General features: G+C 74.9%; 17 protein-coding genes. 10 read left to right on the top strand and 7 right to left on the bottom strand.

What is annotated here, in order from left to right; genetic code table 11:
• Positions 1-2 precede the first annotated feature (2 nt).
• Genes ABD268_RS06375 through ABD268_RS06360 form a run of 4 tightly spaced genes read left to right on the top strand, consistent with a single transcriptional unit; the run spans position 3 to position 4,894 of the window.
• The gene (locus ABD268_RS06375; protein ID WP_344149234.1) at positions 3-1,493 is read left to right on the top strand and encodes a hypothetical protein; all 1,491 of its coding nucleotides are present in this window, start codon (positions 3-5) and stop codon (positions 1,491-1,493) included.
• A 27-nt stretch (positions 1,494-1,520) separates the two neighbouring features.
• Entirely contained in the window at positions 1,521-2,318 is a 798-nt protein-coding gene (locus ABD268_RS06370) for a hypothetical protein (RefSeq protein ID WP_344149232.1), read from the top strand.
• Entirely contained in the window at positions 2,318-3,130 is an 813-nt protein-coding gene (locus ABD268_RS06365) for a prepilin peptidase (RefSeq protein ID WP_344149861.1), read from the top strand. Before ABD268_RS06370 ends, ABD268_RS06365 begins: the two co-directional genes overlap by 1 nt.
• Before the next feature lie 15 nt (positions 3,131-3,145).
• A complete protein-coding gene (locus ABD268_RS06360; protein ID WP_344149230.1) occupies positions 3,146-4,894 on the top strand; it encodes a diguanylate cyclase domain-containing protein in 1,749 nt (582 codons plus the stop codon).
• On the opposite strand, the gene ABD268_RS06355 is transcribed toward ABD268_RS06360, so the two are convergent.
• Entirely contained in the window at positions 4,852-7,695 is a 2,844-nt protein-coding gene (locus ABD268_RS06355) for an EAL domain-containing protein (RefSeq protein WP_344149228.1), read from the bottom strand. The two genes, ABD268_RS06360 and ABD268_RS06355, sit on opposite strands and share 43 nt — an antisense overlap.
• Positions 7,696-8,101: 406 nt before the next feature.
• On the opposite strand from ABD268_RS06355, the gene ABD268_RS06350 reads away from it, so the two are divergent.
• The gene (locus tag ABD268_RS06350) at positions 8,102-9,802 is read left to right on the top strand and encodes a sensor domain-containing protein (RefSeq protein WP_344149226.1); all 1,701 of its coding nucleotides are present in this window, start codon (positions 8,102-8,104) and stop codon (positions 9,800-9,802) included.
• On the opposite strand, the gene ABD268_RS06345 is transcribed toward ABD268_RS06350, so the two are convergent.
• The gene (locus ABD268_RS06345) at positions 9,792-12,629 is read right to left on the bottom strand and encodes an EAL domain-containing protein (protein WP_344149224.1); all 2,838 of its coding nucleotides are present in this window, start codon (positions 12,627-12,629) and stop codon (positions 9,792-9,794) included. The genes ABD268_RS06350 and ABD268_RS06345 overlap by 11 nt on opposite strands.
• Before the next feature lie 140 nt (positions 12,630-12,769).
• Between ABD268_RS06345 and ABD268_RS06340 the strand changes: the two genes are divergently transcribed.
• The gene (locus ABD268_RS06340; RefSeq protein WP_344149222.1) at positions 12,770-13,576 is read left to right on the top strand and encodes a GGDEF domain-containing protein; all 807 of its coding nucleotides are present in this window, start codon (positions 12,770-12,772) and stop codon (positions 13,574-13,576) included.
• 7 nt (positions 13,577-13,583) lie between these two features.
• On the opposite strand, the gene ABD268_RS06335 is transcribed toward ABD268_RS06340, so the two are convergent.
• A complete protein-coding gene (locus ABD268_RS06335; RefSeq protein ID WP_344149220.1) occupies positions 13,584-16,247 on the bottom strand; it encodes an EAL domain-containing protein in 2,664 nt (887 codons plus the stop codon).
• Between the two features lie 221 nt (positions 16,248-16,468).
• Here ABD268_RS06335 and ABD268_RS06330 point away from each other — a divergent pair, with 221 nt between their 5' ends.
• Complete coding sequence (locus ABD268_RS06330; protein ID WP_344149218.1) at positions 16,469-17,953, top strand: serine/threonine-protein kinase; 1,485 nt, start codon at positions 16,469-16,471, stop codon at positions 17,951-17,953.
• Between the two features lie 39 nt (positions 17,954-17,992).
• On the opposite strand, the gene ABD268_RS06325 is transcribed toward ABD268_RS06330, so the two are convergent.
• On the bottom strand, positions 17,993-19,129 hold the full coding sequence (locus ABD268_RS06325; protein ID WP_344149216.1) for an RsbRD N-terminal domain-containing protein: 1,137 nt from the start codon (positions 19,127-19,129) through the stop codon (positions 17,993-17,995).
• A 91-nt stretch (positions 19,130-19,220) separates the two neighbouring features.
• Here ABD268_RS06325 and ABD268_RS06320 point away from each other — a divergent pair, with 91 nt between their 5' ends.
• Positions 19,221-20,879 (top strand): FAD-binding dehydrogenase, encoded by a 1,659-nt coding sequence (locus tag ABD268_RS06320; protein ID WP_344149214.1) that lies wholly within the window; start codon positions 19,221-19,223, stop codon positions 20,877-20,879.
• A 30-nt stretch (positions 20,880-20,909) separates the two neighbouring features.
• Here the strand turns inward: ABD268_RS06320 and ABD268_RS06315 are convergent, their stop codons facing one another.
• Positions 20,910-21,233: a DMT family transporter gene (locus ABD268_RS06315; RefSeq protein ID WP_344149859.1), complete on the bottom strand. Its 324-nt coding sequence runs from the start codon at positions 21,231-21,233 to the stop codon at positions 20,910-20,912.
• 145 nt (positions 21,234-21,378) lie between these two features.
• On the opposite strand from ABD268_RS06315, the gene ABD268_RS06310 reads away from it, so the two are divergent.
• Positions 21,379-21,930: a TetR/AcrR family transcriptional regulator gene (locus tag ABD268_RS06310; protein ID WP_344149212.1), complete on the top strand. Its 552-nt coding sequence runs from the start codon at positions 21,379-21,381 to the stop codon at positions 21,928-21,930.
• Between the two features lie 31 nt (positions 21,931-21,961).
• On the top strand, positions 21,962-23,002 hold the full coding sequence (locus tag ABD268_RS06305; protein ID WP_344149210.1) for an SGNH/GDSL hydrolase family protein: 1,041 nt from the start codon (positions 21,962-21,964) through the stop codon (positions 23,000-23,002).
• A 47-nt stretch (positions 23,003-23,049) separates the two neighbouring features.
• Here the strand turns inward: ABD268_RS06305 and ABD268_RS06300 are convergent, their stop codons facing one another.
• On the bottom strand, positions 23,050-24,363 hold the full coding sequence (locus ABD268_RS06300; RefSeq protein WP_344149208.1) for an HNH endonuclease: 1,314 nt from the start codon (positions 24,361-24,363) through the stop codon (positions 23,050-23,052).
• Between the two features lie 46 nt (positions 24,364-24,409).
• Positions 24,410-24,640, bottom strand: a 231-nt coding sequence (locus ABD268_RS06295; protein ID WP_344149206.1) for an IS30 family transposase, incomplete at its 5' end; no start/stop codon positions are given.

Raw genomic sequence — 24,640 nt, 5'->3', positions numbered from 1 at the left:
CCATGGACTTCACCACGCAGGCCGCGATCGTCTCCGCACTGCTCGCCCTCCTCGTGCTGCTCGGGGGGCTGGCGCTGCGCGACCGGCGCCGCCGCAACGCCGAGGCCGCGCCGTCGGAGGCCGACGTCGCCCGGTCCGCCTGGATCGCGCAGCTGGTCGAGGACCCGGTCCCGGCCGGGGTGTCCCTCGCCGAGCCGGCCGCAGCCGAGCCGGCCGCCGAGGCGCCGTCCGGCGACGAGACGGTGGCCGACGAGGGCACCGAGCCGGCCGAGCAGCCCGCGCCGCGTGGCCGACGGGCCCGGCGCCAGGCACGCCGCCTCGCGAAGGCGGGCGGAGAGCCGGGCGCCGCGGTGGCGGCCGACGAAGCACCGGAGCAGCCGGCCGACGAGGATCACGATGCCCAGCAGCCTGCTGACGAGCTGGTGGCCGAGGAGCCGGTGCTCGACCGGCTTCTTGTCCTGCCCGAGCCGGTCGAGGCTCGCGGCTGGCGGGCCCGGCGCCGCGCGCGTCGTCTCGAGAAGGAGCTCGCCGAGCTCGAGGCCCCCGAGGAGACCGACGAGACCGAGGAGACCGAGGAGACTCTCGAGGCCGACGAGCCGTCGGTCGACGACCAGCTCGCCGAGCTCGACGCGCAGCTCGCCGACGAGGAGGCCGTCGACCTCGAGACGGCGGTCGAGGACATCGCGTTCGTGCAGGCCTCCCTGTCCGACGCGGCCGACCAGCTCGCCGAGGAGCAGCCGGACGGTGCCGAGACCGAGGCCCAGACCGAGCTCCGGGCCCTGCGCGCGCAGGTCCGCACCCTCGAGGAGGCGGTGGCGCAGCTGGCCGAGCGGCAGACCGGCCTCGCGGTCGTGCCGGCGCCCTCCGCCGAGCCGACCGACTCCTACCTGCGCCAGATCTCGCTGGTGGTCCGCGGCCTCGCCGAGCACACCGACGAGGCGGAGAACCCGCACCGCACCCTGGCCCGGGTGGCCGCCGCCGTCGAGCGCCTCGGCGTCCCGAACGGGATGGACCGCCCGGTGCTGCCGCTGCCCAGCGACCCGCCGCCGCACCCGCGGGCCACCGGCCCGTGGCAGCCCACGCACCGCCGCGAGATCCACGAGCTGGAGGCCCCGGCCGGAGCCGGCCAGGGCGAGGTCGTCGCCTTCCCGGGCGCCGTCGGCACGCTCGTGGAGGAGCTGGTGAGCCTGCAGTCCCACGGCGAGGTCCAGGTCAGCCCCCAGGTAGCCGAGGTGGCCCCGCAGCCCGAGCCCGAGGTCGCGCCCCAGATGGACCTCCAGCCCGACTTCCAGGCCGCACCGCCGGCCGAGGCCCTGCCCGAGCAGGAGCCGATGGTCCAGCCGATGCACCAGCCGATGCCCGAGCCCACCCAGGCGATGGAGCAGCAGGTCGAGCCGACGCCGCCGTCGTACGACGCCGTCGAGGTCGTCCTGCCGGTGCCGCCGCCGGCCCAGAGCCAGCCCCAGACCACCCGCCGGCGTTTCCGCCGGTAGTCCGACGGATCGCCAGGAGAAGCTGCGATGACCGTGTATCTCGAGGAGCGGGAGCAAGTCGTGCCAGAACGTGTCTCAGTCCCCGACCGCTTCGTGCGGCTGGCCGAGCAGCGTGCCGCCGAGGGCGACGTACGCCGGGCCCAGCTCGCGTCGTGGGCCGCCGACGTCCACGTGCTCGAGGAGCTGCTGTGGCAGAACGGCCTGGCCGAGGCCGACGACCCGGTCGCCCAGCTGGCGGCCGTGGGGGAGTCGGTCGCCTCCGCGCTGGAGCAGCTGGCCGAGTGCGCGACCGGTGAGATCACCGCCCGCGAGGTCCTGGAGGCCGCGCGCAAGGCGATGGTGTCGACGTTCGACGCCTCGGTGCACGACGTCCTGATGGAGCAGCTGACGGCCCTCGACCACCTCGACTCCTGCGACCCCCTGGTGGCGAGCCGGAGCGACGAACCCGCCGACGGGGCCCGGCTCGAGGGCCGCTCCCCGGAGCGGCTGGTCGAGGAGCTGCGCGAGGCGGCCTCCGACTGCCTGGCCGTCGCCCGGGTGATGAACCGCGAGGGCGAGGAGGAGGCCGGGGAGCGGCTGGTGCACCAGGCCGACGTGGCCGCGTTCGAGGCCTACCTGGTGGCGGCCGCCGTGCACGCGGGGGACCACCAGCTGGCCACCGTCGACCTGCGCTGGTCGCTGGCCGGCGACCTCGACCCGGCGAGCTGGGAGCCGACCGGCGGCGACAACACCTTCGCCACCCTGCGCCGCGAGCTGATCTCGATCGTCGGCTCGGCCGAGATGGAGGCGCTCTGGTTCGCGCTCGAGAGCGCGGAGGGCCCGTGATGGTCAGCGCCGAGATCGCCCCGCTTCCCGCCGCGCTCCTGCCGACCGTCTTGGGCGTGCTCGGCCTGCTGATCGGCTCGTTCCTCAACGTCGTCATCTACCGCGTCCCGGCCGGACTGTCGCTGGTCTCGCCCGGCTCGGCCTGCCCGGCGTGCGCGCACCCGGTGCGCCCCTGGGACAACGTCCCGGTGGTGTCCTGGCTGGTGCTGCGCGGCCGCTGCCGCGACTGCGACGTCCACATCCCCGCGCGCTACCCGGCGGTCGAGCTGGCCACGGGCGCGCTGTTCGCGCTGACCGGTTGGCGGTTCGGCTCCTCGCCGTACACCGCCGCCGCCCTGGTGGTGATGGCCGCCGGGGTCGCCCTGTTCCTGATCGACCTCGACCACCGCCGGCTGCCGTTCGCGATCACCGGCGCCGCCGCGGTGGGGACGGTGCTGGCCCTGGCTATCGACGCCGTGGTCCGCGGCCCCGGCGCCCTGCCGACGGCGCTGCTGTCGACGGCGCTCTGGCTCGGTGTGTACGGCGGCATCTGGCTGCTGACCCTGGGCCGTGGGATGGGCCTGGGCGACGTCGCCCTGGCCCCCGTGCTCGGGCTGGCCCTGGGCTGGCTCGGCTGGGGCCCGAGCGTCGTGGGGCTGGCGCTGGGCTTCGCCATCGGTGCCGTCGTCGGGGTCGTGCTCATCGCCACCGGCCGGGCCAAGGTCGGCGTGCGCGTGCCGCACGGGCCGTTCCTGCTCAGCGGCGCCGCGGTCGGCATCTTCGCGGGAGGCCCCCTGTGGGACGCCTACCTGCGGGCCGTCGGGCTGGCGTGAGGGTCGAGTCTCGGGATGAACGACCTCGCCATCGACCGGCTGCAGCGGGTGCTGTCCTGCGGCTGGACGGGCCCTGCGCCTGACTCCGGCCACGCCACCCTCGTGGGTGCGCCCGCGGCCATCTGGACCGACTGCCCCCTGTCGCTGAACGTCAAGGGCACCATCGTCTGGGCGGGACCGGCCACCCGTGAGGTGCTGGGCTGGTCTCCGGAGGACCTCGCCGGCAGCCACTTCTCGGTGCTCACCTCGCGGCTGGGCCGGGACTTCCTGGAGGCTCACCTCGCGCTGATCCTCGGCGGCGGGGGCGTCACGTCCCTGGTCGACGTCGGCGTCAAGCGCGACGGGCGCACGTTCAAGGCCGCCATCACGCTGGAGGCGCTGCGCACGGGCCGCGGTGACGTCACCGGTGCCACCGTCGTGCTGCGCGACGTCACCGCCGCGCACCGGCAGCGGCGCACCCGCGAGCTCGGCCGGCAGGCCGGGCAGGCGGTCGTCGTCGCCGACGCCGACTTCACCGTCCACCACGCCACCGAGGCGGTCTCCCGGATGCTCGGGTACGCCCCCGGGGAGGCGCTGGGCGGCACCGCCGAGCAGCTCATCCACCCCGCCGACCACGCCGCCGTGACGGCGATGGTCGAGCGGCTGCGCGCCGATCCCGGCAGCACGGAGCGGCTGGTGGCCCGGCTCCGCGACAAGCAGGAGCGGTGGCGGTGGGTGGAGGGCACGGTCACCAACCGCCTGGCCGACCCCGAGGTCCGCGGCCTCGTCGCCGACCTGCGCGACGTCACCGAGCAGGTCCGCAGCCGGGACGCGCTGCGGCTCTCCGGCGCCCTGCACCAGGCGATGGTGGAGACGGCCGAGGCCGGGATCGCGGTGGTGGCGCCGGACGGCAGCACGAGGTACGCCAACTCATCGCTGGCCGGGCTGCTCGGGCTCTCCCTCGAGCAGCTGTACGCCACCCCGACCGCCGCGCTGCTCGGCACCGCACCGGACGGTACGACGACGCCGCGGCGCGACGAGGTCGTCCACGCGCACCCCGACGGCAGCGACCGGCTCCTCGAGGTCACCCGCAGCCCGCTGGACCTGGGCGAGGACGTCGGGTCGGGCGCCGTCGGGTCGGGCTCCCTGCTCACGGTCGTCGACGTCACCGAGGTACGCCGCGAGGAGCGGGCGCTGCGCCGGCGGGCGCTCTACGACCCGCTGACCGGGCTGCCCAACCGGTACCTCTTCCTCGACCGCCTCGAGATGGCCGCGGCCCGGCAGGCCCGGACGGAGGGCGCCGGCACCGCGGTGCTCTTCCTCGACCTCGACCGCTTCAAGCCGGTCAACGACGGCCACGGCCACCACGTCGGCGACGCGCTGCTGCAGGCGGTCGCGGCCCGGCTCGCCGGCGCGGTCCGGGCCACCGACACGGTGGCGCGGCACGGCGGCGACGAGTTCGTCATCATCTGCGAGGACATCGACGAGGCCGCCGCGAGGTCGGTGGCCTCCCGGATCCAGGCCGCGTTCGACACGCCGATCCGGCTCGGGCAGGACCACTTCCCGGTCAGCATCAGCGTGGGGGTGGCGCTGTCCCCGCCGTACGCCATCGACGAGCTGGTCCGGCAGGCGGACGCGGCGATGTACCACGCCAAGCAGCAGGGCGGCGGCAGGTCCGCGGTGGCCCACCAGGACGGCGCCGTGGTCGTGCACCCGCAGGACGCCCCGGTCCCGGCGGTGGCTCAGCCCCCGTTGCCCCGCGAGGGCGAGCCGCCCACGTCGTAGGTGCGGGCGAGGGCTCCCGAGCCGCGCGCCTCGGCCGGTGAGACGGCGGGGCTCCACAGCCAGCCCTGCGCGGACTCGCACCCAAGGTCGCGCAGCAGCCGGGCGTTCTCGGGCGTCTCGACGCCCTCGGCCACCACGGTCAGGCCCACAGCGCGGGCGAGGTCGACGATGGAGGCGGCGATCGCGAGCGCACTCGGGTCGGTGGCGATCTCGGCGACGAAGCTGCGGTCGATCTTCAGGGTGGTCAGCGGGAGGTTGCGCAGGTAGGCCAGCGAGCTGTGGCCGGTGCCGAAGTCGTCGACCGCGATCTGGAAACCCCGGTCGCGCAGCCGGGCGAGCACGGCCACGGCCGTGGTGGCGTCGGCCATGATCGCGCTCTCGGTCACCTCGACCAGCACCTGGTGCGGGGCGAAGCCCGCCTCGGCGACCGTCTCCGCGATCCAGCCGTCGAGGCCGGGGTCGCTCAGCGTGTGGGCGGAGAAGTTCACGGCGACGTAGCCGTCGGGTGCCAGCGCGCCCTCCTCGCGCAGCGCGCGGGCGTCCCGCAGGGCGCGGCGCAGCGCCCAGCGGTCCAGGTCCGGCGCCAGGCCGACCTCCTCGGCGATGGCCACGAACCGGTCCGGCGGCACCTCGCCGCGGACCGGGTGGGTCCAGCGGGCGAGGGCCTCGGTGCCGACCACCCGGCCGGTGCGCAGGTCGATCACCGGCTGGTGGTGCAGGTCCAGCCGGTCGTCGGCCAGGGCCACGCGCAGGTCGCCGCCGAGCTCGTAGCGCTCCCCGACGCGGGCCGCGAGGCCGGCGTCGAAGACCCGGACCCGGTGCCGGCCGGCCAGCTTCGCGGCGTACATCGCGGTGTCCGCCTGGTTCAGCAGGGCGCCCGCCGACGCGGCGGGCGACAGCGCGACGCCGATCGAGGCGGTCAGGTGGACCTCGCCCTCGGCCACCCGGAACGGCGTGTCCATGGCGGCGAGCAGGCTCTCGGCGAGGAGCCGGGCGGAGCCCTCGTCGATGTCCTCGCACACCACCAGGAACTCGTCACCGGCGAACCGGGCGACCGTGTCGGTGGGGTGGACGCTCTCGCGGAGCCGGGCGGCCACCCGCACCAGCATCTCGTCGCCGGCGGCGTGGCCCCAGACGTCGTTGACGACCTTGAACTGGTCGAGGTCCACGAACAGCACCGCCGTGGACCGGGACTCCCGGGTCAGGGCGTGCTGGAGCCGGTCGAGGAGCAGGGCCCGGTTGGGCAGCCCGGTCAGGGTGTCGTGCAGCGCGGCCCGGCGCAGCTCGTCCTCCAGGCGCCGGGCGTCGGTGACGTCGATGACCATCGCCAGGGAGCCCTCGACGGCGCCGCCGGCGTCGTCGAGCGGGGCCGCGGAGACCAGCAGCGTGCGCCGCCGACCGTCCGGGTGCTCGTAGGCCACCTCGTAGCGCTCGGACCGGCGGCCGGCGTCCGTCGTGCGCTCGGCCTCGCGGAGCCGCCGGTCCGGGTCGAGCACGTCGAGCAGCGGGCGCTCGTGGATCTCGTCGGCGCCGATGCCCAGGATCTCGACCAGGCGGTTGTTCACGTAGACGGTGCGCTCGTCGGGGGCGAAGACCCACAGGCCCTCGTCGGCGTTGTCGGCGATGGCGCGGTAGCGGGACTCCGAGGCCCGCAGCGCCGCCTCGGCGCGGACCCGGTCGTCGACGTCGCGCAGGTTCCACAGCATGCCGCCGACCGGGGTGTCGAGCAGGTTGCTGGTGGTGGCCTCCATCCACCGCCACCGGCCCGCGGCGTCGCCCACCCGCAGCGTCAGGGTCTCGCTGCCGCCCGCGGCCAGGACCCGGTCGAACCCGGCGGTGGCCGCGGCGACGTCCTCGGGGTGGACCAGCTCGGCGCTCCCGATGCCGCCGAGGTCCTCGGTGGGGTAGCCGAGCAGCTCGGCCAGCGCCGGCGACGCGTAGAGCACCAGGCCGGTCGGGTCCGAGACCAGCGCCAGGTCGCCGGCCCGCTGGGCCAGCGCGAGGAAGAAGTCCTCCTGCCGCTCCCGGCGGCGCTGGACCCGGCGCAGGCCGCCGAGGTCCTGGACCGACAGGGCCGCGCCCGTGGGGGCGCCGGCTTCGTCGCGCAGCAGCGTGGCGCTGACCAGGGTGGAGACCGGCCGGCCGTCCGGGCGGGCCAGGATCCGCTCCGACTCGGTGACCTCGGCACCGCCGAGCAGGCCCTGCACCTCGTCCTCGAGGCGGCCCGGGTCCGTGCGGTGCAGCAGGTCGCGGGCGGGCCGGCCGACCAGCTGGGTGGCGGGCCGGCCGACGAGGCGGCAGAACGCCGGGTTGACGTCGGTGAGCAGCCCGGCCACGTCGCAGAGGACCTGCGGCACCGGCGACTTCTCGAAGTGGGCGCCGGACCGGGCGAGGGAGGCCGCCGCGCCGACGTCCTGGCGCTCGTCGACACAGAAGGCCATGAGGGACACCGGCACCCCGTGGTGCCCGCGCATCAGCGTCCAGACCAGGCGGACCCGGATCGGCGGCCGGCTGCCCTTGACCTGCCAGCGCTGGACGAACGTGCCGCACGGGGTCCCGGAGCGTGCGGACGCCAGCGCGCGCCGGCCGGCCTGGGCGTCGGTGGGGTAGGCGCTCAGCGACCGCAGGTCCCGGCCGACGAGCTGGCGCCGGCGCCGGGCGACCAGCGTGCACAGCGCGTCGTTGACCTCCAGGAGCCGGCCGTCGAGCGAGAGGCTCACGGCGGGCAGGTGGGTGTCGACCAGGGCCGAGGTCGTGCCGAGGGCAGCGACGGCCGCGGGCCGCGCCGTGTTCACCCTCATCCGCCCTCCCCTGGACACGAGCCCCCGGAAACGAGCACGTGAGCTCGAGCCTCGTCAACGGTAGGTGCGAGAAACGCGGCGCGTACCCGAAATTGGGAAAACATGGCTGTGGTTGACGTGATTCGTGGTGCTGGTGAGGTACAAGGCCGTCGGACACCCCGGTGGTCCAGACCGGATCCGGCCGGTCCGGCCGCAGGCTCAAGTACGCGGGGCCCGGCGCCGATCAACTGGACACCTGATGTCTGTCCAGAGGGTTCCAGCGGGATCCGGGGGGATTCCCGACACTCCGGACGGGTACCAGGTGGGGGCATCAGCGTGAGGACGAAGCAGCGGCGCTCGGTCAGCCGCCCGCATCATCGTCGCTCACCGGACCACCACGTCCCGGTGAGCGGCTTTGGGGGGAGACGTGCAGCAGATCGACCAGGGCCAGCTGTTGGCCAGCATCGCGGCGACCTCACACGACTGCATCCTGTCGGTCGACATCGACGGCAGGATCCTGTGGGCCAGCCCGGCGACGCTCGACGTGCTGGGCTGGCGTCCCGAGGACCTGGCGGGCAGTGAGCTCTCCGTCGTCGCCCCGCGCGACGGCGGCGACCTGCACGCGGCGTACCTCCACCAGCTGCTCGAGGGCGAGCGTGTCGCGCCCTTCCTCGACGCCGGCGTGCGGCGCGACGGCAGCACGTTCAAGGCCTCGATCACGCTCGGGCCGGTGCACGACGCGGGGGGCGAGGTCACCGGCGTCACGGTGATCCTCCGCGACGTCACCGACGAGCTCAGCGAGCAACGCGAGCTCGCGCAGGCGCTCGAGGCCTCCCGCGCGCACGTCGAGCAGACGCCGACGCCGCAGGCGCCCCGTCGTACGGCGGCCGTGCAGGCGAGCCTCTACGAGGCGCTCGGCCGGCGGTCCTGGGACACCGCGATCGTCCTCGACGAGAACCTCACCCTCACCTACGTCACGCCGTCGGTCGTGCAGCTGCTGGGCCACCAGCCCGGCGACGTGCTGAGCACATCCGGGGTCGACCACGTGCACCCGGCCGACGCGCCGCGGGTCGGGGAGGTGCTGGAGCGGGTGCTGGCCGAGCCGCGGCGCACCGAGCGGTTCGTGCTGCGGCTGCGCGACAGCGAGGGCCGGTGGCGGTGGACCGAGGAGACGGTCACCAACTGCCTCGACGACCCCGACATCCGGGGCCTGGTGGCCAACCTGCGCGACATCACCGAGCAGGTGCAGACCGAGGAGGCGCTGCGGCTCTCGGAGGCGCTGCACCGGGCGATGGTGGAGACCGCGCAGGAGGGCATCCTGGCGATGGCCCCCGACGGCACCACGACCTTCGCGAACGAGACGGCCGCGCAGATCCTGGGCCGGTCGCTGGACGAGCTGTACGGCGGCGACACGCTCGCCCAGCTCGGCCTGCCCGGCTGGGAGAGCGGCGCGGGCCGGTTCGAGGTGACCTACCGGCACCCGGACGGCCGGGAGCGGATCCTCGAGGGGTCGGTCTCCCCGCTCAACAGCCCGGCGCCCGAGCCGCTCGGCTCGCTGGTGATGGTCTCGGACGTCACCGAGGCCCGCCGGGTGGAGCTGACGCTGCGGCGACAGGCCCTGCACGACTCGCTCACCGGGCTGCCCAACCGCTACCTGTTCCTGGACCGGCTGGAGACCGCGGCGGCCCGCCAGCAGCGGTCCGAGGGGCGCGGCACCGCCGTGCTCTACCTCGACCTGGACCGGTTCAAGCCGGTCAACGACGGCCACGGCCACGACGTCGGGGACGGGCTGCTCCAGGACGTCGCCGAGCGGCTCGCCGCCGCGGTCCGGGCCACGGACACCGTGGGCCGGCTCGGGGGCGACGAGTTCGCGATCATCTGCGAGGACACCGACGAGCAGGCGGCGGTGCTGGTGGCCGCCAAGATCCTCGGCGAGCTCCGCAAGCCGTTCCGCCGGGAAGGCGACGAGCACCAGATCAGCGTGAGCATCGGGGTCGCCGTCTCCCCGCCGCACGACTTCGACGACCTCGTACGCCGTGCCGACGGTGCGATGTACCGCGCCAAGCAGCTCGGGGGTGGCCGCATCACGGTGGCCCGTCCCGAGGACGTCACCGACCTCAGCCGCTGACGTCGCCCCGGACGTGGCCGGTGGCGTCGCCATTGACGTCGTAGCGGCGGCCGAGCGCGCCGGTGCGACGGGCGTCGTCGGGCGGCACCGCCGCGCTCCACAGCCAACCCTGCGCGGCGTCGCAGCCCAGGCCGCGCAGCAGCTCGGCGTCCTGCCGGGTCTCGACGCCCTCGGCGACGACCGTGAGGCCGACCGCCCGGGCGAGCTCGATGATCGAGGCGGCGATGGCCAGGGCGCTGGCGTCGCTGGTCAGCTCGGCGACGAAGCTGCGGTCGATCTTGAGCACCGACAGCGGCAGGTCGCGCAGGTAGGCCAGCGAGCTGTGCCCGGTGCCGAAGTCGTCGACCGCGACCCCGAAGCCGTGCCCGCGCAGCCGGGTCAGCAGCGCGACCGCGCTGGAGGCGTCGGCCATGATCGCGCTCTCGGTGACCTCGAGCAGCACGTCGGCCGGGGTCAGGCCGGCCGCCTCGACGTTGCGCAGCACCCAGTCCTCGAGGCCGGGGTCGCTCAGCGTCCGCGCCGACACGTTGACCGCGACGTACGCCTCGGTCGCCAGCGCCCCGGCCCGGCGCAGCTCGCCGACGTCGCGGGCGGCCCGGCGCAGCGCCCACCGGTCCAGCCGCGGGGCGAGGCCCACGTCCTCGGCGACGGCCACGAACCGGTCCGGCGGCACCGCCCCGTGCGTCGGGTGCGTCCAGCGGGCGAGGGCCTCCGCGCCCAGCACCTGGCCGGTCCGGAGGTCGATCACCGGCTGGTAGTGCAGCCGGAGCTCGTCGCCGATCAGGGCCCGGCGCAGGTCGCTGCCGAGCTGGAACCGCTCCTCGGCCTGCGCGGCGAGCTCGGCGTCGAAGACCCGGACCTGGCTGCGGCCGGCGACCTTGGCGGCGTACATCGCGGTGTCCGCCTGCCGCAGCAGCGCGGCGGCCGACACCGCGGGGGAGAGCGCGACGCCGATCGAGGCGGTCAGCGCGGCCTCGCCGCCGGCCACGCGGAAGGGCTGGTCGAGGGAGGACAGCAGGCCCGCGGCCACCGCCCGGGCGGCGCGCTCGTCGACGTCCTCGCACACCACGAGGAACTCGTCGCCGCCGAACCGGGCGACGGTGTCGGCCGGCCGGGCGCTGGCCCGGAGCCGGGCCGCCACCTCCACGAGCAGGTCGTCGCCGGCGGCGTGCCCGCGGGCGTCGTTGACGATCTTGAACCGGTCGAGGTCGACGAAGAGCACCGCGGTGCCCCGGGTCTCGCGGGCGAGGGCGTGCTGGAGCCGGTCGAGGAGCAGCGCCCGGTTGGGCAGGCCGGTGAGGGTGTCGTGGAGCGCCGCGCGCCGCAGCTCGTCCTCGAGGCGGCGCGCGTCGGTGACGTCGGAGACCATCGCGAGCGACCCCTCCAGCGCGCCGCCCGCGTCGTCGAGCGTCGCCTCCGAGACGGACAGGATCCGGGGCCCGCCGTCGGGGTGCTGGTAGGTGACCTCGTACCGGCCCGCGGCCCGCGTCGTCGGGTCCGAGCGGCCCCGGGTGACCCGGTGCTCGTCGGGGTCCAGGACGTCGAGGAGCGGCCGGCCCAGGATCTGCTCCTCGGCCAGGCCGAGGATCTCCACCAGCCGGCTGTTGACGTAGATGCTGAGGCCGTCGGGGGCGGTCACCCACAGGCCCTCGTCGGCGTTGTCGGCGATGGCGCGGTAGCGGGACTCCGAGGCCCGCAGCGCCGCCTCCGCGCGGACCCGGTCGGTGACGTCGCGCAGGTTGCACACGACGCCGCCGACGGCGGTGTCGAGCAGGTTGCTCGCCGTCTCCTCCATCCAGTGCCAGGCACCGGCGGCGTCCCGGACCCGCAGCGTGGTCGTCTCGGCGCCGCCGTCGGCGACCACGCGGGCGAACACCTCGACGGTCCGGCGTACGTCGTCCTCGTGCACGAACTCGGTGCCGCGGGTGTAGACGACGTCCTCGGTCGCGAAGCCGAGCATGCTGGTCAGCGCGGGGGAGGCGTAGAGGACCCGGCCCGCCGCGTCGGTGACGACGGCGAGGTCGCTCGCGCGCTGCGCCAGGGCGAGGAAGAAGTCCTCCTGCTGCTGGCGGCGCCGCTCGACGCCGCGGAGGTTCGTCAGGTCCTGCACGAAGGCGGCCGCCCCGGTGGGCCGGCCGCAGGCGTCGCGGAGCAGCGCGGCGTCCACGAGCGCGGGCACCGGCCGGCCGTCCGCCCGGCCCAGGATCCGCTCGGTCTGGACGGTGCCGACCTCGCCGCGCAGCAGTCGGGCCAGGTGGCCGTCGGCCTCACCGCTGTCGGAGCGGTGGTTGAGCTCGCGCACCGGCAGGCCGACCAGCTCGTGCGGCGGCCGGTCGACCAGGCGGCAGAACGCCTCGTTGACCTCGGTGAGCACGCCGCGCACGTCGACGAAGGTCTGCGGCATCGCGGACCGTTCGAAGCGGCCGCGGAACCGGGCCTCGTCGGGGCCGTGGGTCGCGGCGTCGTGCTCGAGGCAGAAGGCGGTGATCTCGGAGACCATCCCGTCGAACCGGGCGGTCACCACCCACGCGAGCCGGACCCGCAGCCTGGTGCCGTCGGCGGCGGCCCACTCCTGGTCGAAGTCGCCCGAGGCGCGGCCGCAGCGGGCGACGTCCAGGGCCCGCGCCGCCGCCTCGGCGTCCGCGTCGGACGTGCCCAGGCTCTGCAGCCGGCGGCCGAGGAGCTGCGGGCGCTCGAGCCCGAGCAGCCCGCACAGCGCGTCGTTGACCCGGACCAGGTCGCCGTTGGGGCGGACCACGGCCACGGGCAGGGTGGAGCCGTCGACGGGACCCCCGGCGGACCCGAGCCACGCCTCATCCGGCGTCATGACGCGCCTTCCCCTGGACCGGCGCCCCGAGCGGCACCGGCGAGGCCTCGGACTCTACCCGCGTGGCGTCCCCCAGATGGGGTAGACGACCCCCGAATGGGTGAGCCGGTCTCACGGGGGAGTGCCAGAGTGGGAGCACCATGACCGCGGAGCGAGAACCAGAGCTGGACGACGTCGGTGCCGACGCCGTCGTCCTGCACGCTGCCCGGGCGCTGCTGCGGGTGGACACCCGGGCCGAGGCGGCCGCGGTGTTGCGCGCCGCCGTACGCGACCTCGGGGGGCGGGTCACGGCCGCCGACGACCCGGATGCCCTTGCCCCCGACGTCTCGCTGGGCGTCGGCGAGCCCAGCTTCGTGGTGCCCGTCGTCCGGTCCACGGCCGCGGTCGAGCGGCTGCGCCGCCAGCTGCCGTCGCTGGTCGAGGACGCCGAGGCGGCCGCGGCGCGGTGCGACCGCTACCAGCGCCAGGCGACCCGAGCCCGCACGGACGCGCTCACCGGCCTCGCCGGCCGCGGCGAGGTCGACACCCGGCTCGCGGAGTCGACCAGCGAGGACGTGGTCTGCCTGATGGACCTCGACGGCTTCAAGAGCCTCAACGACACCCTCGGGCACGCCGCGGGGGACCGGGCGCTGCGCCGCTTCGGCCAGCTGCTGGGCGCGAGCGTGCGCGAGGTGGACTTCGTGGGGCGGTACGGCGGCGACGAGTTCCTGGTGATCTTCGGCGGGATCCCGCTGCCCGTCGCGGTCGAGCGGATGGGCGACCTGGCCCGGACCTGGGCGGCCGAGGCCCCCGGCGCGGGCGTGTCGATCGGCGTCGCGGAGGTCGACGACCGCGGGGCGATCATCGCCACCGCGGCGGCGGACCGGGCGCTCTACCGGGCCAAGCGGTCCGGGGGGAGTGGTGTCCAGGTGGCCACGACCGGCGAGTACCAGCCGCCCGCGGACTGAGCGCCGGTCACGACGCCGTCGAGTCCCGCAGCGGGGCACCGGGCCAGGCGACGTGCTCGTGCCGGGTGCAGAGCGAGGCGTGCTCGCGGGCGGCGGGGTCGTCGGGGTCGTAGCCGCACCAGACGGTCAGGTCGATCGTCTGCTCCAGCCCGCTCCAGAGGTCCTCCATCGCGAGGGCCGCGGGGACCTCCCGGCCCCGGAGCAGCAGCCCGGACAGCTCGCTGTAGATCCGCACGGGCCCGCGCGCGTGCAGCCGGCGTACGACGTCGCCCACGAGCCGCTCGAAGCGCTCGGTGTCCGGGACGCCGTCGGGGCTGATCGCGTCGAGGACCTCGGCGGCGTCCAGCTCGACGTAGTCGCCGCGGGCGACCGCCGGGGCGTGGCTCGGCCCGAGCCCGGTGCGTAGTGCGGCGCGGTGCTCGGCGACCGCGATGACCAGCCACGCCTCCCCGGCGTCCAGGCCGGCGCGCACCGAGGCGGCGACCGGGTCGTGGACGGTGGCCTCGGACGCCCGGTGCGGTGCGGTGTCGGCGAGGTGACGGCGGCGGCCGCGGACCCAGCGGCGCCCGCCCCGGTCCGCGTGCCGGCCGCGCAGGGCCAGCGGCGCCACCTCGACCCCGGCGGGCGTACGCCGGTCCGGTGCGGCCAGGCGGTCCAGCGGGACGGCCGGGCTCCACAGGTGTCCCTGGGCGCTGGTGCAGCCGAGCCGGTTCAGCAGCGCCAGCTGTTCCTGCGTCTCGACCCCCTCGGCCACCGTCTCCAGGCCCAGCCCGCGGGCGAGGTCGACGATCGACTGGGTGATCAGCAGGTCCTCGCCGTTGCCCGCGATGTGGGCGATGAACGACCGGTCGATCTTCACCTGGGTGACCGGCAGCTCCCGCAGGAAGCTGAGCGAGGAGTAGCCGGTGCCGAAGTCGTCGAGGGCGACACCGGCGCCGAGCGTGCGCAGGCCCTCGAGGGAGAGCCGCGCCTGCTCGATGTCCTGCATCAGTGCGGTCTCGGTGATCTCGAGGATCAGCGCCTGCGGCGGCAGCTCCTCGGCGAGCAGGATGTCGTGCACGATCCGGACCAGGTCCGGGTCGCCGAGCGAGCGGGCGGAGAGGTTCACCGAGACCCGCGCGTCGCGGGGCAGCAGGCCCGCGGCCCGCCCGGTCCGGGTGTCGCGGCAGGCGCGCCGCAGCACCCACTGGTCCAGCTCGGAGATGAAGCCGCTGTGCTCGGCCAGCGGCACGAACACGCCCGGCGGCACCTGGCCGCGCGTCGGGTGCTCCCAGCGCGCGAGCGCCTCGAAGCCGACCAGGCCGCTGCCGGCGAGCCCGATGACGGGTTGGTAGTGCACGTCGAGGAGGTCGTGCGCCAGGGCCTCGCGCAGGTCGCCGGCGAGGCGGAGCTGGTCGCGGGAGCGCTCCGCGAAGGAGACGTCGAAGATCTGGCTGCGCGAGCGCCCGCGGGCCTTCGCCTCGTACATTGCCGCGTCGGCGTGCCGGAGCAGGCCCTCGGCGTCGGCCTCGAGCGGTGGGGAGACCGCGATGCCGACGCTGGCGCTGATGTGCACGGCGCGGCCCTCGAGCCGCACCGGGCGGCTCAGCTCCTCGATGATGCGCTGCGCGAACCGGGCCGCGGCCTCCATGTCGGTGTCGGGGCAGACCAGCACGAACTCGTCGCCGCCGAGGCGGGCCACCGTGTCGACCGGGCGGACCACGCCGCCGAGCCGGGTCGCGACCTCGCCGAGCACCCGGTCGCCGGCGAAGTGGCCCTGGGCCTCGTTGATGCGCTTGAAGTCGTCGAGGTCGAGGAAGAACACCGCGACCGGGGAGCCGGTGGTGGCGGACTGGGCCAGCAGCCGGGAGAGCCGGTCGACGAGGAAGGCCCGGTTCGGCAGGCCGGTCAGGCCGTCGTGCATGAACGCCCGCACCAGCTCGGTCTCGAGCTCGCGCCGGTCGCTGATGTTGCGGGCCACGACCGAGGCGCCGGACAGCTCGCCGGTGCCTCCGTAGACCGGGCAGACGGTCAGCGACACGTCGACCATCCGGCCGTCCTTGGTGAGGCGCACGGTCTCCAGCGCGCGCACCGACTCGCCGCGCAGCAGCACGGACATGATCGGCGCGTACTCCTCCACGCCGGGCGGGTGCAGGATGCTGACGTGCTCCCCGACGATCTCCTCGGGGGTGTAGCCGTAGAGCTGCTGGGCGCCGCGGTTCCACGACGTGATCACGCCGTCCACCGACTTGGAGAAGACCGCGTCGGGGGTGGCGTCGACGATCGCGGAGAGCAGCCGCGCCGACTCCTCGGCCCGCTGCAGCTCCCCGGCGAGCCGGACCTGCCGGACCGTGCGCAGCACGGTGCGGTGCGCGTCCGGGGTGGCGAGCTCGGACCGGACCACGACGTCGTCGGCGAGCTGCGCCCCCGGGTGGTCCTCGTGCCCGTGGTGGTCCGCGAGCGCGAGCAGGGCGGCACCCGCGGCGGCGCGGCGCAGCTCCTGCCAGGCGTCGGCGCTGGCGGCGCCGGGGAGGTCGAGGTCGACGACGACGCAGTCGAAGCTGCGCGCGGTCAGTACGTCGAGTGCCGAGCGCAGGCTGGGCGCGCGAAGCAGCGCCAACGGGCCGTGCGGCTCGTCGTGCGGTGCGGTCAGCGCGCTGATCTTCCCGAGACCGGCGTCCACGAGAAGCACGGACGTCGATGCGGCGGAAGACGGCTGAACGGCGCCGTTCAGCAATTTCCCTCCACCTTCCAAGCGTGGGCGGCCAGTCTGCCCGGTCGCGTCGGGCCGTGTGGTGCTTTTCGTCGAGTTGGGCCGGCCACGCCATGCTGGGGGCGGGACACCCGGAGGCGTGGAAGTGCGCGCCGCTGGGTAACGACCAGTGAGCTGACGTCGACATCGAGAGGAGCCGCATGCCACCCGAGACCATCGCCGGCCGCTACCACGTGGAGCGCGAGGTGGGCCGCGGCGGGATGGGCAGTGTCTGGCTCTGCCGCGACGAGCTCCTCGGCCGCGCGGTCGCGGTCAAGCAGGTCGGCCGGCTGCCCGGCGAGTCCACGACGGACCTGGCCCGCGCCATGCGGGAGGCCCGGTCCTCGGCCGCGCTCAACCACCGCAACGTGGTCGCGGTCTACGACGCGATCGAGGAGGGGGACCACATCTGGCTGGTGATGGAGTACGTCCCCGGCCGCACGCTCTCGCAGATCGTGGCCGCCGACGGGCCGCTCCCGCCCGAGCGCGCCGCGTGGATCGGCGCCCAGGTCGCCGACGGGCTGGCGGCGGCGCACGCGCGGGGGACCGTGCACCGCGACGTCAAGCCCGGGAACATCCTGGTGACCGACGAGGACCTCGCCAAGATCTCCGACTTCGGCATCGCGCGCACCCACGGCGACGCCACGCTGACCCAGTCCGGGATGGTGACCGGGACCCCGGCGTACTTCTCCCCGGAGCAGGCCCGCGGCGAGGAGGCCTCGCCGGCCTCAGACGTGTGGGCGCTGGGCGCGACGCTGTACGCCGCGGTCGAGGGCCACGGGCCGTACCCCGAGCAGCCCAACGCGCTGGCGCTGCTGAGCCGGATCGCCGCGGAGCCGCCGACGGCGCCGGAGCGTGCCGGCGTGCTGGCCGAGCCGATCGGCCGGATGCTGGATCCCGACCCGCGGTCGCGCTGGGCGATGGCCGACGCCTCGCACGCGCTGCACCGGATCCACGACCGCAACGCCGAGGCCGGGACCCGCGAGGAGCTCCCCGTGGCCTCCGGTCCGGCGACCACGGCGCTGCCGGTCACGGCCGTGGCCCCGGAGGAGCCGGCCGGGGCGACCACCACCGCCGAGCGCCCCGTCGCCGAACCCACCGGTCGCCGCGGCCGGCGCCGGGCGCTGCTCGCCGCGCTGGGCGTGCTGGTCCTCGTCGCCGCCATCGGGCTCCTGTGGTGGGCCTCCACCACCGACGATCCCTCGACGAGCGCCGGACCGTCGGCCGAGCGCAGCTCGCGGTCGCCCAGCGGCTCGCCGAGCGCGAGCAGGACGCCCTCGCAGACGCCGACCACCCAGAGCCCGTCGCCCTCGGAGACCACGAGCAACGCCGGCCAGACGTCCGGCAGCACGCAGAAGTTCGTCACCGGCTACTACGGCGTACTCCCCGACGACACCAGGAGCGGCTGGGCGATGCTCTCCAGCGGCTTCCAGAAGGAGATCGGGAGCTACGGGAAGTACCGCGGGTTCTGGAACTCCATCGACTCCGTCGAGGTCACGGGCACCAGCCAGGCCGGCCCGAACGCGGTCGACGCGTTCCTCACCTACACCCGCCAGGACGGCAGCACCGCCAGCGAGGTCCGGCGCCTCTTCCTCGAGCAGTCCGGGGACGGCTACCTGATCACCGGCGACCAGCTGGAGCGCTGACTCAGCGCACCGGCTCGGCCGGCGGAGACCCCGGAACGGTCAGGCGGGCGGCTGGACCGACCGGGCGACCTCGAGCACGAACCGGTCCCACGGGCGGCGCGGGTCGCGTCCGGTGAGCAGGACCAGCCGGCGGATCCGGTGCCGCATCGTCTGGGGGTGTACGCCGAGCAGCTCGCCGGCCGCGGTCGCCGAGCCGGTCGCGAGGAACGCGTCGAGCCCCTCCAGCAGGTGCGGCTGGGTCGCCAGGCCGCCGAGCGCGAGCGCGGCGAGGCGGGCAGGGTCGGCGTCCCGGTGCGCCGCCAGCAGGGCCAGCACCTGCGCGTCGGTCTCGTCGAGGAGGTCGCCCGCCCGGTGCCGCTGCGCGAACGCGCGGCCGGGTGCGGTCGTCGCCGCGAGCTCGGCCAGCCGGTGCGCGCGCGGCACGTCGCCGGCGTCCGCGGCCACCACCAGGCAACCCCGCGTCGTGCGGGGGAGGGTGCGCTCCGGCGCACGGTCAGCCGCACGACCCGCCTCGGCGAGGACCGCGACCGTCGTACCGTCCCGCTCGCGGGCGAGCACCGCGCCCGCGAGCACCGCACCGTCGGACGCCGGCCCGGTGGTGACGAGCACGCCGGGTGCGGCGGGCAGCGTGACGCCCAGCTCGCGGCAGCGGTCCTGCAGCGCGGTCCGGGTCGCCTGCCGTCCGGTGAGCAGGTCGTCGAGCAGGTCGGCGAGGGCGCGCTCGCGGTCGCCGCTGAGCCGTTCGCTGGCCGCCGAGTGGCCGGCGTACAACGCCTCGGACAGGGTGTCGATGCTGGCCATCCACAGCCGCGCCAGCGCGAGCGCGTCCTCGACCGAGAGCCGGTCGCCGCCGAGCTCGGCGACCAGGTCGGTGATCCGGGTGCCGGCGACCCGGTAGGCGCGCAGGATGACCGGGAGCGGACGCCCGTCCAGGGCCCGGGCCGCGCCGATGCCGCGGAATCGCTGCACGTCGGCCGGCTCCAGCTCGCCGCCCTCGACCCACAGCTGCAGGATCCGGGAGGTGGCCCAGGCGGCGATCGCGGAGACCTCCTCGACCTGGGCGGCCGACAGGGTGCGGTACGCCGGGATCTGGTCGCGGATCGTCGCCACCACGTCGGGCACCACCCGGTCCAGGTCGTCGCGGATCGTCCGCTCCACCCGCTGCCGCTCGCTCACGCCGTTCATTGTCACCGACTGACAACGCGCATGCTCGTCGGGTGCGCCGATCCATTGACCCCCGGCGGTGGGCCTCCGGAGGATTGCGGACATGCGCAGCCCTGAGGACACCGATGTCATCGTCGTCGGCGCCGGCCTGGCCGGCCTGACCGCCGCCGCCGAGGTCGCCGACGCCGGCCGCCGGGTGGTCCTCGTGGACCAGGAGGGCGAGCAGTCGCTCGGCGGCCAGGCCTTCTGGAGCCTGGGCGGGCTGTTCCTCGTCGACAGCCCCGAGCAGCGCCGGATGGGGATCAAGGACTCCCACGAGCTCGCGCTGCAGGACTGGCTGGGCAGCGCGCAGTTCGACCGCGCGGAGGACCACTGGCCCCGGCAGTGGGCCGAGGCGTACGTCGACTTCGCGGCCGGCGAGAAGCGCTCGTGGCTGCGCGGGATGGGCCTGCGGCTGTTCCCGGTGGTCGGCTGGGCCGAGCGCGGCGACGGGCGGGCCGAGGGGCACGGCAACTCGGTGCCGCGCTTCCACCTCACCTGGGGCACCGGCCCGGGCGTGGTCGCGCCGTTCGAGCGCCGGGTGCGGGAGCACGTGGCCGGCGGCCGGATCCGGTTCGCGTTCCGGCACCGGGTCGACGGGCTGGTGCTCGAGGGCGGTGCGGTGGTCGGCGTACGCGGCGCGACCCTCGAGCCGAGCGGGGTCGAGCGCGGCCGTCCGAGCAGCCGGGTCGAGACCGGCGAGTTCGAGCTCCGCGGGCAGGCGGTGATCGTCACCTCGGGCGGCATCGGCGGCAACCACGATCTGGTCCGCAGGTCCTGGCCGGACCGGCTCGGCACCCCGCCGGCGACCATGGTCAGCGGCGTCCCCGCCCACGTGGACGGGCGGATGCTCGGCATCACCGAGGCGGCCGGGGCGCGGGTCATCAACCCCGACCGGATGTGGCACTACGTCGAGGGGCTGCGCAACTGGGACCCGATCTGGGAGAACCACGGCATCCGGATCCTGCCCGGCCCGTCGTCGCTGTGGCTGGACGCGACCGGCAAGCGGCTGCCCGCGCCGTACTTCCCGGGCTTCGACACCCTCGGCACGCTGCGCCACCTGCGCACCACCGGCCACGACTACTCGTGGTTCGTGCTGACCCAGAAGATCATCGAGAAGGAGTTCGCGCTCTCGGGCTCGGAGCAGAACCCCGACCTGACCGGCAAGGACGTCAGGCTGCTGCTCTCCCGGGTCAAGGCGGGCGCGCCCGGCCCGGTCGAGGCGTTCAAGCAGCACGGCGAGGACTTCGTGGTCGCGTCCACCCTCAGCGAGCTGGTCGCCGGGATGAACCGGGTCGGCGAGCCCGGCCTGATCGACGAGGGCTCGCTGCGGCGGCTGATCGAGCAGCGGGACCGGGAGATGGACAACGACTTCGCCAAGGACGCCCAGGTCACCGCGATCCGCGGGGCCCGCCGCTACCGCGGGGACCGGCTGATCCGGGTGGCCAGCCCGCACAAGCTGCTCGACCCCGAGGCCGGCCCGCTGATCGCCGTACGCCTCAACATCCTCACCCGCAAGACCCTCGGCGGCCTCGAGACCGACCTGTCCGGCCGCTGCCTGACCGCCTCCGGCGAGCCGCTGCCCGGCCTGTACGCCGCCGGTGAGGTCAACGGCTTCGGTGGCGGCGGGATGCACGGCTACAACGCGCTCGAGGGCACCTTCCTCGGTGGCTGCCTGTTCTCGGGCCGTACGGCGGGCCGGGCCGCCGCCGCCTGCGTCTAGCCCCGCGCGCCGTTGCGAAGCGGGGCGACCTCACGCATGCGCGAGATTCAGCCCCACCACGCCGACCACGATCATCGCCAGCGAGAGCGCCTTGAACCAGCCGAGCGACTCGCCGAGGAAGGTGTAGCCGATCACCGCCACCAGGGCTGTGCCGACGCCGGACCACACGGCGTACGCGACCGAGACCGGCATCGTCCGCACCACCATCGCGAGCAGCCAGATGGAGACGCCGTAGCCGCCGAGCACCACGGCGCTCCACATCGGATTCGTGAAGCCTGCCGCCCGGGGGAGCAGGGCCGTGGAGACCACCTCGATCCCGATCGCTGCCATCAGCAGCACCACTGCGCCGTACATCACGACACCTCCTCCGGGGTTCCTGTGGTCGATCCCCACCCTGTCGGTGGTCGAGCTTGCCCACCCTGTCGGTGGTCGAGCTTGTCGAGACCACATGTAGCACTCGCTACATCTGATCTAATGTAGCACTCGCTACGATTATTCCGTGAGCCGACGAGACGACCTGCTGGACCAGGTCACCGATCACGTGCTGGAGCACGGCCTGATCGGCCTGACCCTGCGGCCGGTGGCTGCCGCGATCGGCACCAGCGACCGGATGCTGATCTACCACTTCGACAACCGGGACGCGCTCGTCTCCGACGTGGTCGCGCGGGCGACCGAGCGCGCGATCGCGGTGATCGAGGAGATGCCGGCGGCCCCGAGCGTGCGGCCGGCGGTCAACCGGCTCTGGGCGGCCTACCTGACCCAGCCGCTCCGCAGCTGCCTCGACATCTACCTGCAGGCCGCCGCGACCGGGTTGATCGGGCACGAGCCCTACCTCAGCGACGCGCGGGCCAGCAACGAGCGGTGGGGGAGCGCGCTGCGCGACTACTTCGTGCGCAGCGGGGCGCCGGCGCGCCGGGTGGCCCGGATCGTGACGCTGGTCGACTCGGCGCTGTTCGGGTTCCACCTCGACCTCACCACCGACCGGCCCGAGGAGCTGGCCCGCGGCGTCGACGACCTCGCCCGCGCCGCCCAGACCATCGCCGACGCGTGACCTCGGAGCGGCCCGCCAGTTGAGGACTGGCATGAAGCGGCTGCGCGTCCTCGCCCCGACCCTGGCCCTGCTCGGCGGTGCCCTGGTCGCCACCTCGACCGGAGCCCCGACCGCGACCGCGAGCGCCGGCGCGACGGCGACGCCGCAGGCCCACGCGGACCGGACCGGCACGCCGGCCCGCAGCCTGCCGCGCATCAAGGAGTACGTCGCCCTCGGCGACTCGTGGTCGGCCGACGTGGTGTTCGCCAACGCCGACGGCGCGCCCGACACGACGTACGCACCGATCGACTGCGCCCAGTCGCACCGCAACTACCCCAAGCTCGTCGCGGCGACGCTGGGCGCGCCCCGCTTCCGGGACGCCACCTGCGGCTCGGCGACGACCGACGACTTCACCCAGCCCCAGGACCTGCCGGCCGGCGGGCAGAACCCGCCGCAGTTCGACCGGCTCACCGCGCGCACCAGGCTGGTGACCGTCGGCATCGGCGGCAACGACGCCGGCATCGCCTCGGCGGGCATGGACTGCCTCAACGCGCTGCCGGTGGCGAGCCCGGTGCCGCCCGGCAGCACCCCGAGCCTGCCCGACAATCCGGTGCCGCTCGTCGGGTCGGACCTGCCGCTGGGCGGCTGCAAGGCGAAGTACACCGCCGGCGGCCACGACCGGCTCTCCGAGCGGATCGCGGCCTCCGAGCCGAAGCTGGTCGCGGCATTCCGCGCGATCCACGAGATCTCACCCGACGCGCGCATCCTGGCGATCGACTACCTCTCGCTGGTCCCCGACCACGGCTGCTACCCGACCGTGCCCGCGACCGACGAGGACATGGCCTACATCCACGACAAGTTCCTCGAGCTCAACGCGATGGTGGAACGGGCGGCCGCGGAGGGTGGCGCGGAGTTCGTGAACACCTTCGACCCCACGCTGGGCCACGACTTCTGCCAGCTGCCCACGGTGCGGTACGGCGAGATCTACGGGCCGTCCGCCAACGACCCGGCCGTCGGGGTCCCGGCGCACCCGAATGCGGCGGGCGCCCGCGCCCAGGCCGCGGTGGTGCTGCGCTACCTGCGTAGCCACTGAGCGCGTCGGGGCATCATCACGCCGTCGGGGCGCCATCGCGATCGAGGTCAGGCCGCGAGGACGAGGTCCAGCGCGTACGTCTCCAGCCGGCTGCGCGCGCCTGGTGTCGTGCCGGCGCCCGGTGGCGGCGGCGCGGTCGAGGTGTAGCGGTGTCCGGTGGGAGTCGTGGTGACGATGGTGTGGCGGGCCCCGGGGCTCGGTCGGGCCCGCCAGCCCGGCGCCTGCTTCGCATGGTTGCAGCGCTCGCAGAGGCCCTGCTGGTTGGTCGCCGTGGTCCTGCCGCCGGCGTCGTGGGGGACAGGGTGGTCGTGGTGCCGGATCGGGGCCCCGCACCAGGGCGTGCGGCAGACCTGGTCGCGGGTGTCGATGAAGCTGCCGAGGCCCTTGGGGGCGACCCTGGCGCGGGAGTCCATCGCGATCAGCTCCCCGGTGTGGGGTGCGGTGTAGAGCCTGCGCAGGCTCAGGGCTCCCTGGGCGAAGGCGGTGTCGGCGAGGTCGCGGGCCCAGCCGGCGGGCACCACGCCGTACCCCTCGAGGACGGCGGGCTCACGGTCGCCGTGGATGAGGGTGCGGTCGGTCATCACGAGGCGGACCTCGACCGGAACCGCGGGAGCAGCGGCCTGTCCGGTGACCTGCGTGACGAGGGTGTCGGCCATGATCTGGCCGCGTGATCGGTCGTCGCCGGTGGCGCGGAGCTGGTCGGCCGCGCGCTTGAGGGCGGCGAACACGGCGACCCCCTGGCCGACCGGCAGCAGGGCGGTCACGTAGCTCATCGTGTCGGGCGCGGGCCGGATCGAGACGTGGCGCTCGGCCTCCGCTCGACGTGCACGACGTACGGCGGCCGTGGGGTCGAGGCGGTGGGCGAGCCGCTTCGCCTCGGCGACGATGGCGGCGTCGCTCAGCCCCTCCAAGGTCTGCGGGTCGCGGCACAGGGCTGCGTCGACGGACCGCCGTTGCTCGAGGGTGAGCAGGGCCGTCTCGCGTGCCAGCAGGGAAGCGCGCCACTCGCTGAGCAGACCGGCGGTCATCAGGGCGAAGGTGTGGGGCATCTCGGTGCTGAGGACCTTCGCGAGGCCGAGGAGTCGCGAGCCCCGGTGGGGGCTCTGTCGCCGGGCGAGCCCGACCTGCTCGGCGATCCCCTCGCCCTGTCGACGCGCGGGGAGCCCTGCGTCGGCCTGGGACTGGCGCTGGGAGGCCTCGAAGTCCACGGTGATCCGCGCCTGCGCGGCCTCGGCGGCACACTTGATCTCCTCGAGGGTGCGCAGCAGGTCGATCCGCCCGGCGTCGTCGGCGTCCCCGCCGACGCGCGCCAGCGCCGGGACCCAGGAGGCCAGGTCATCGGCCGTTACACGCTCGAACATGTCTTCGATAATAGGCGATGTCGAGCGACTTGGGAAGTGCGCGGATTCAACTGGCTGTTGCAACGAGTCTCTCGTTGAGAACTTGGGCGGGAGTCTGCCAGTTCAGGGTCATCCGGGGGCGGGTGTTCAGCCTGAGGGCGACGTCGTCGCAGGCGGTCTGGGTCAGCTCGCGCAGGTCGGCGCCCTTGGGCCAGTACTGGCGCAGCAGGCCGTTGGTGTTCTCGTTGGTGCCGCGCTGCCAGGGCGACTGGGGGTCGCAGAAGTAGATCGGGACGCC

This window comes from Nocardioides koreensis, assembly GCF_039531775.1.
Lineage (GTDB): Bacteria > Actinomycetota > Actinomycetes > Propionibacteriales > Nocardioidaceae > Nocardioides > Nocardioides koreensis.
Note: the sequence above shows the minus strand (reverse complement) of the source record. Positions and strands in the feature narration are given on the sequence as shown.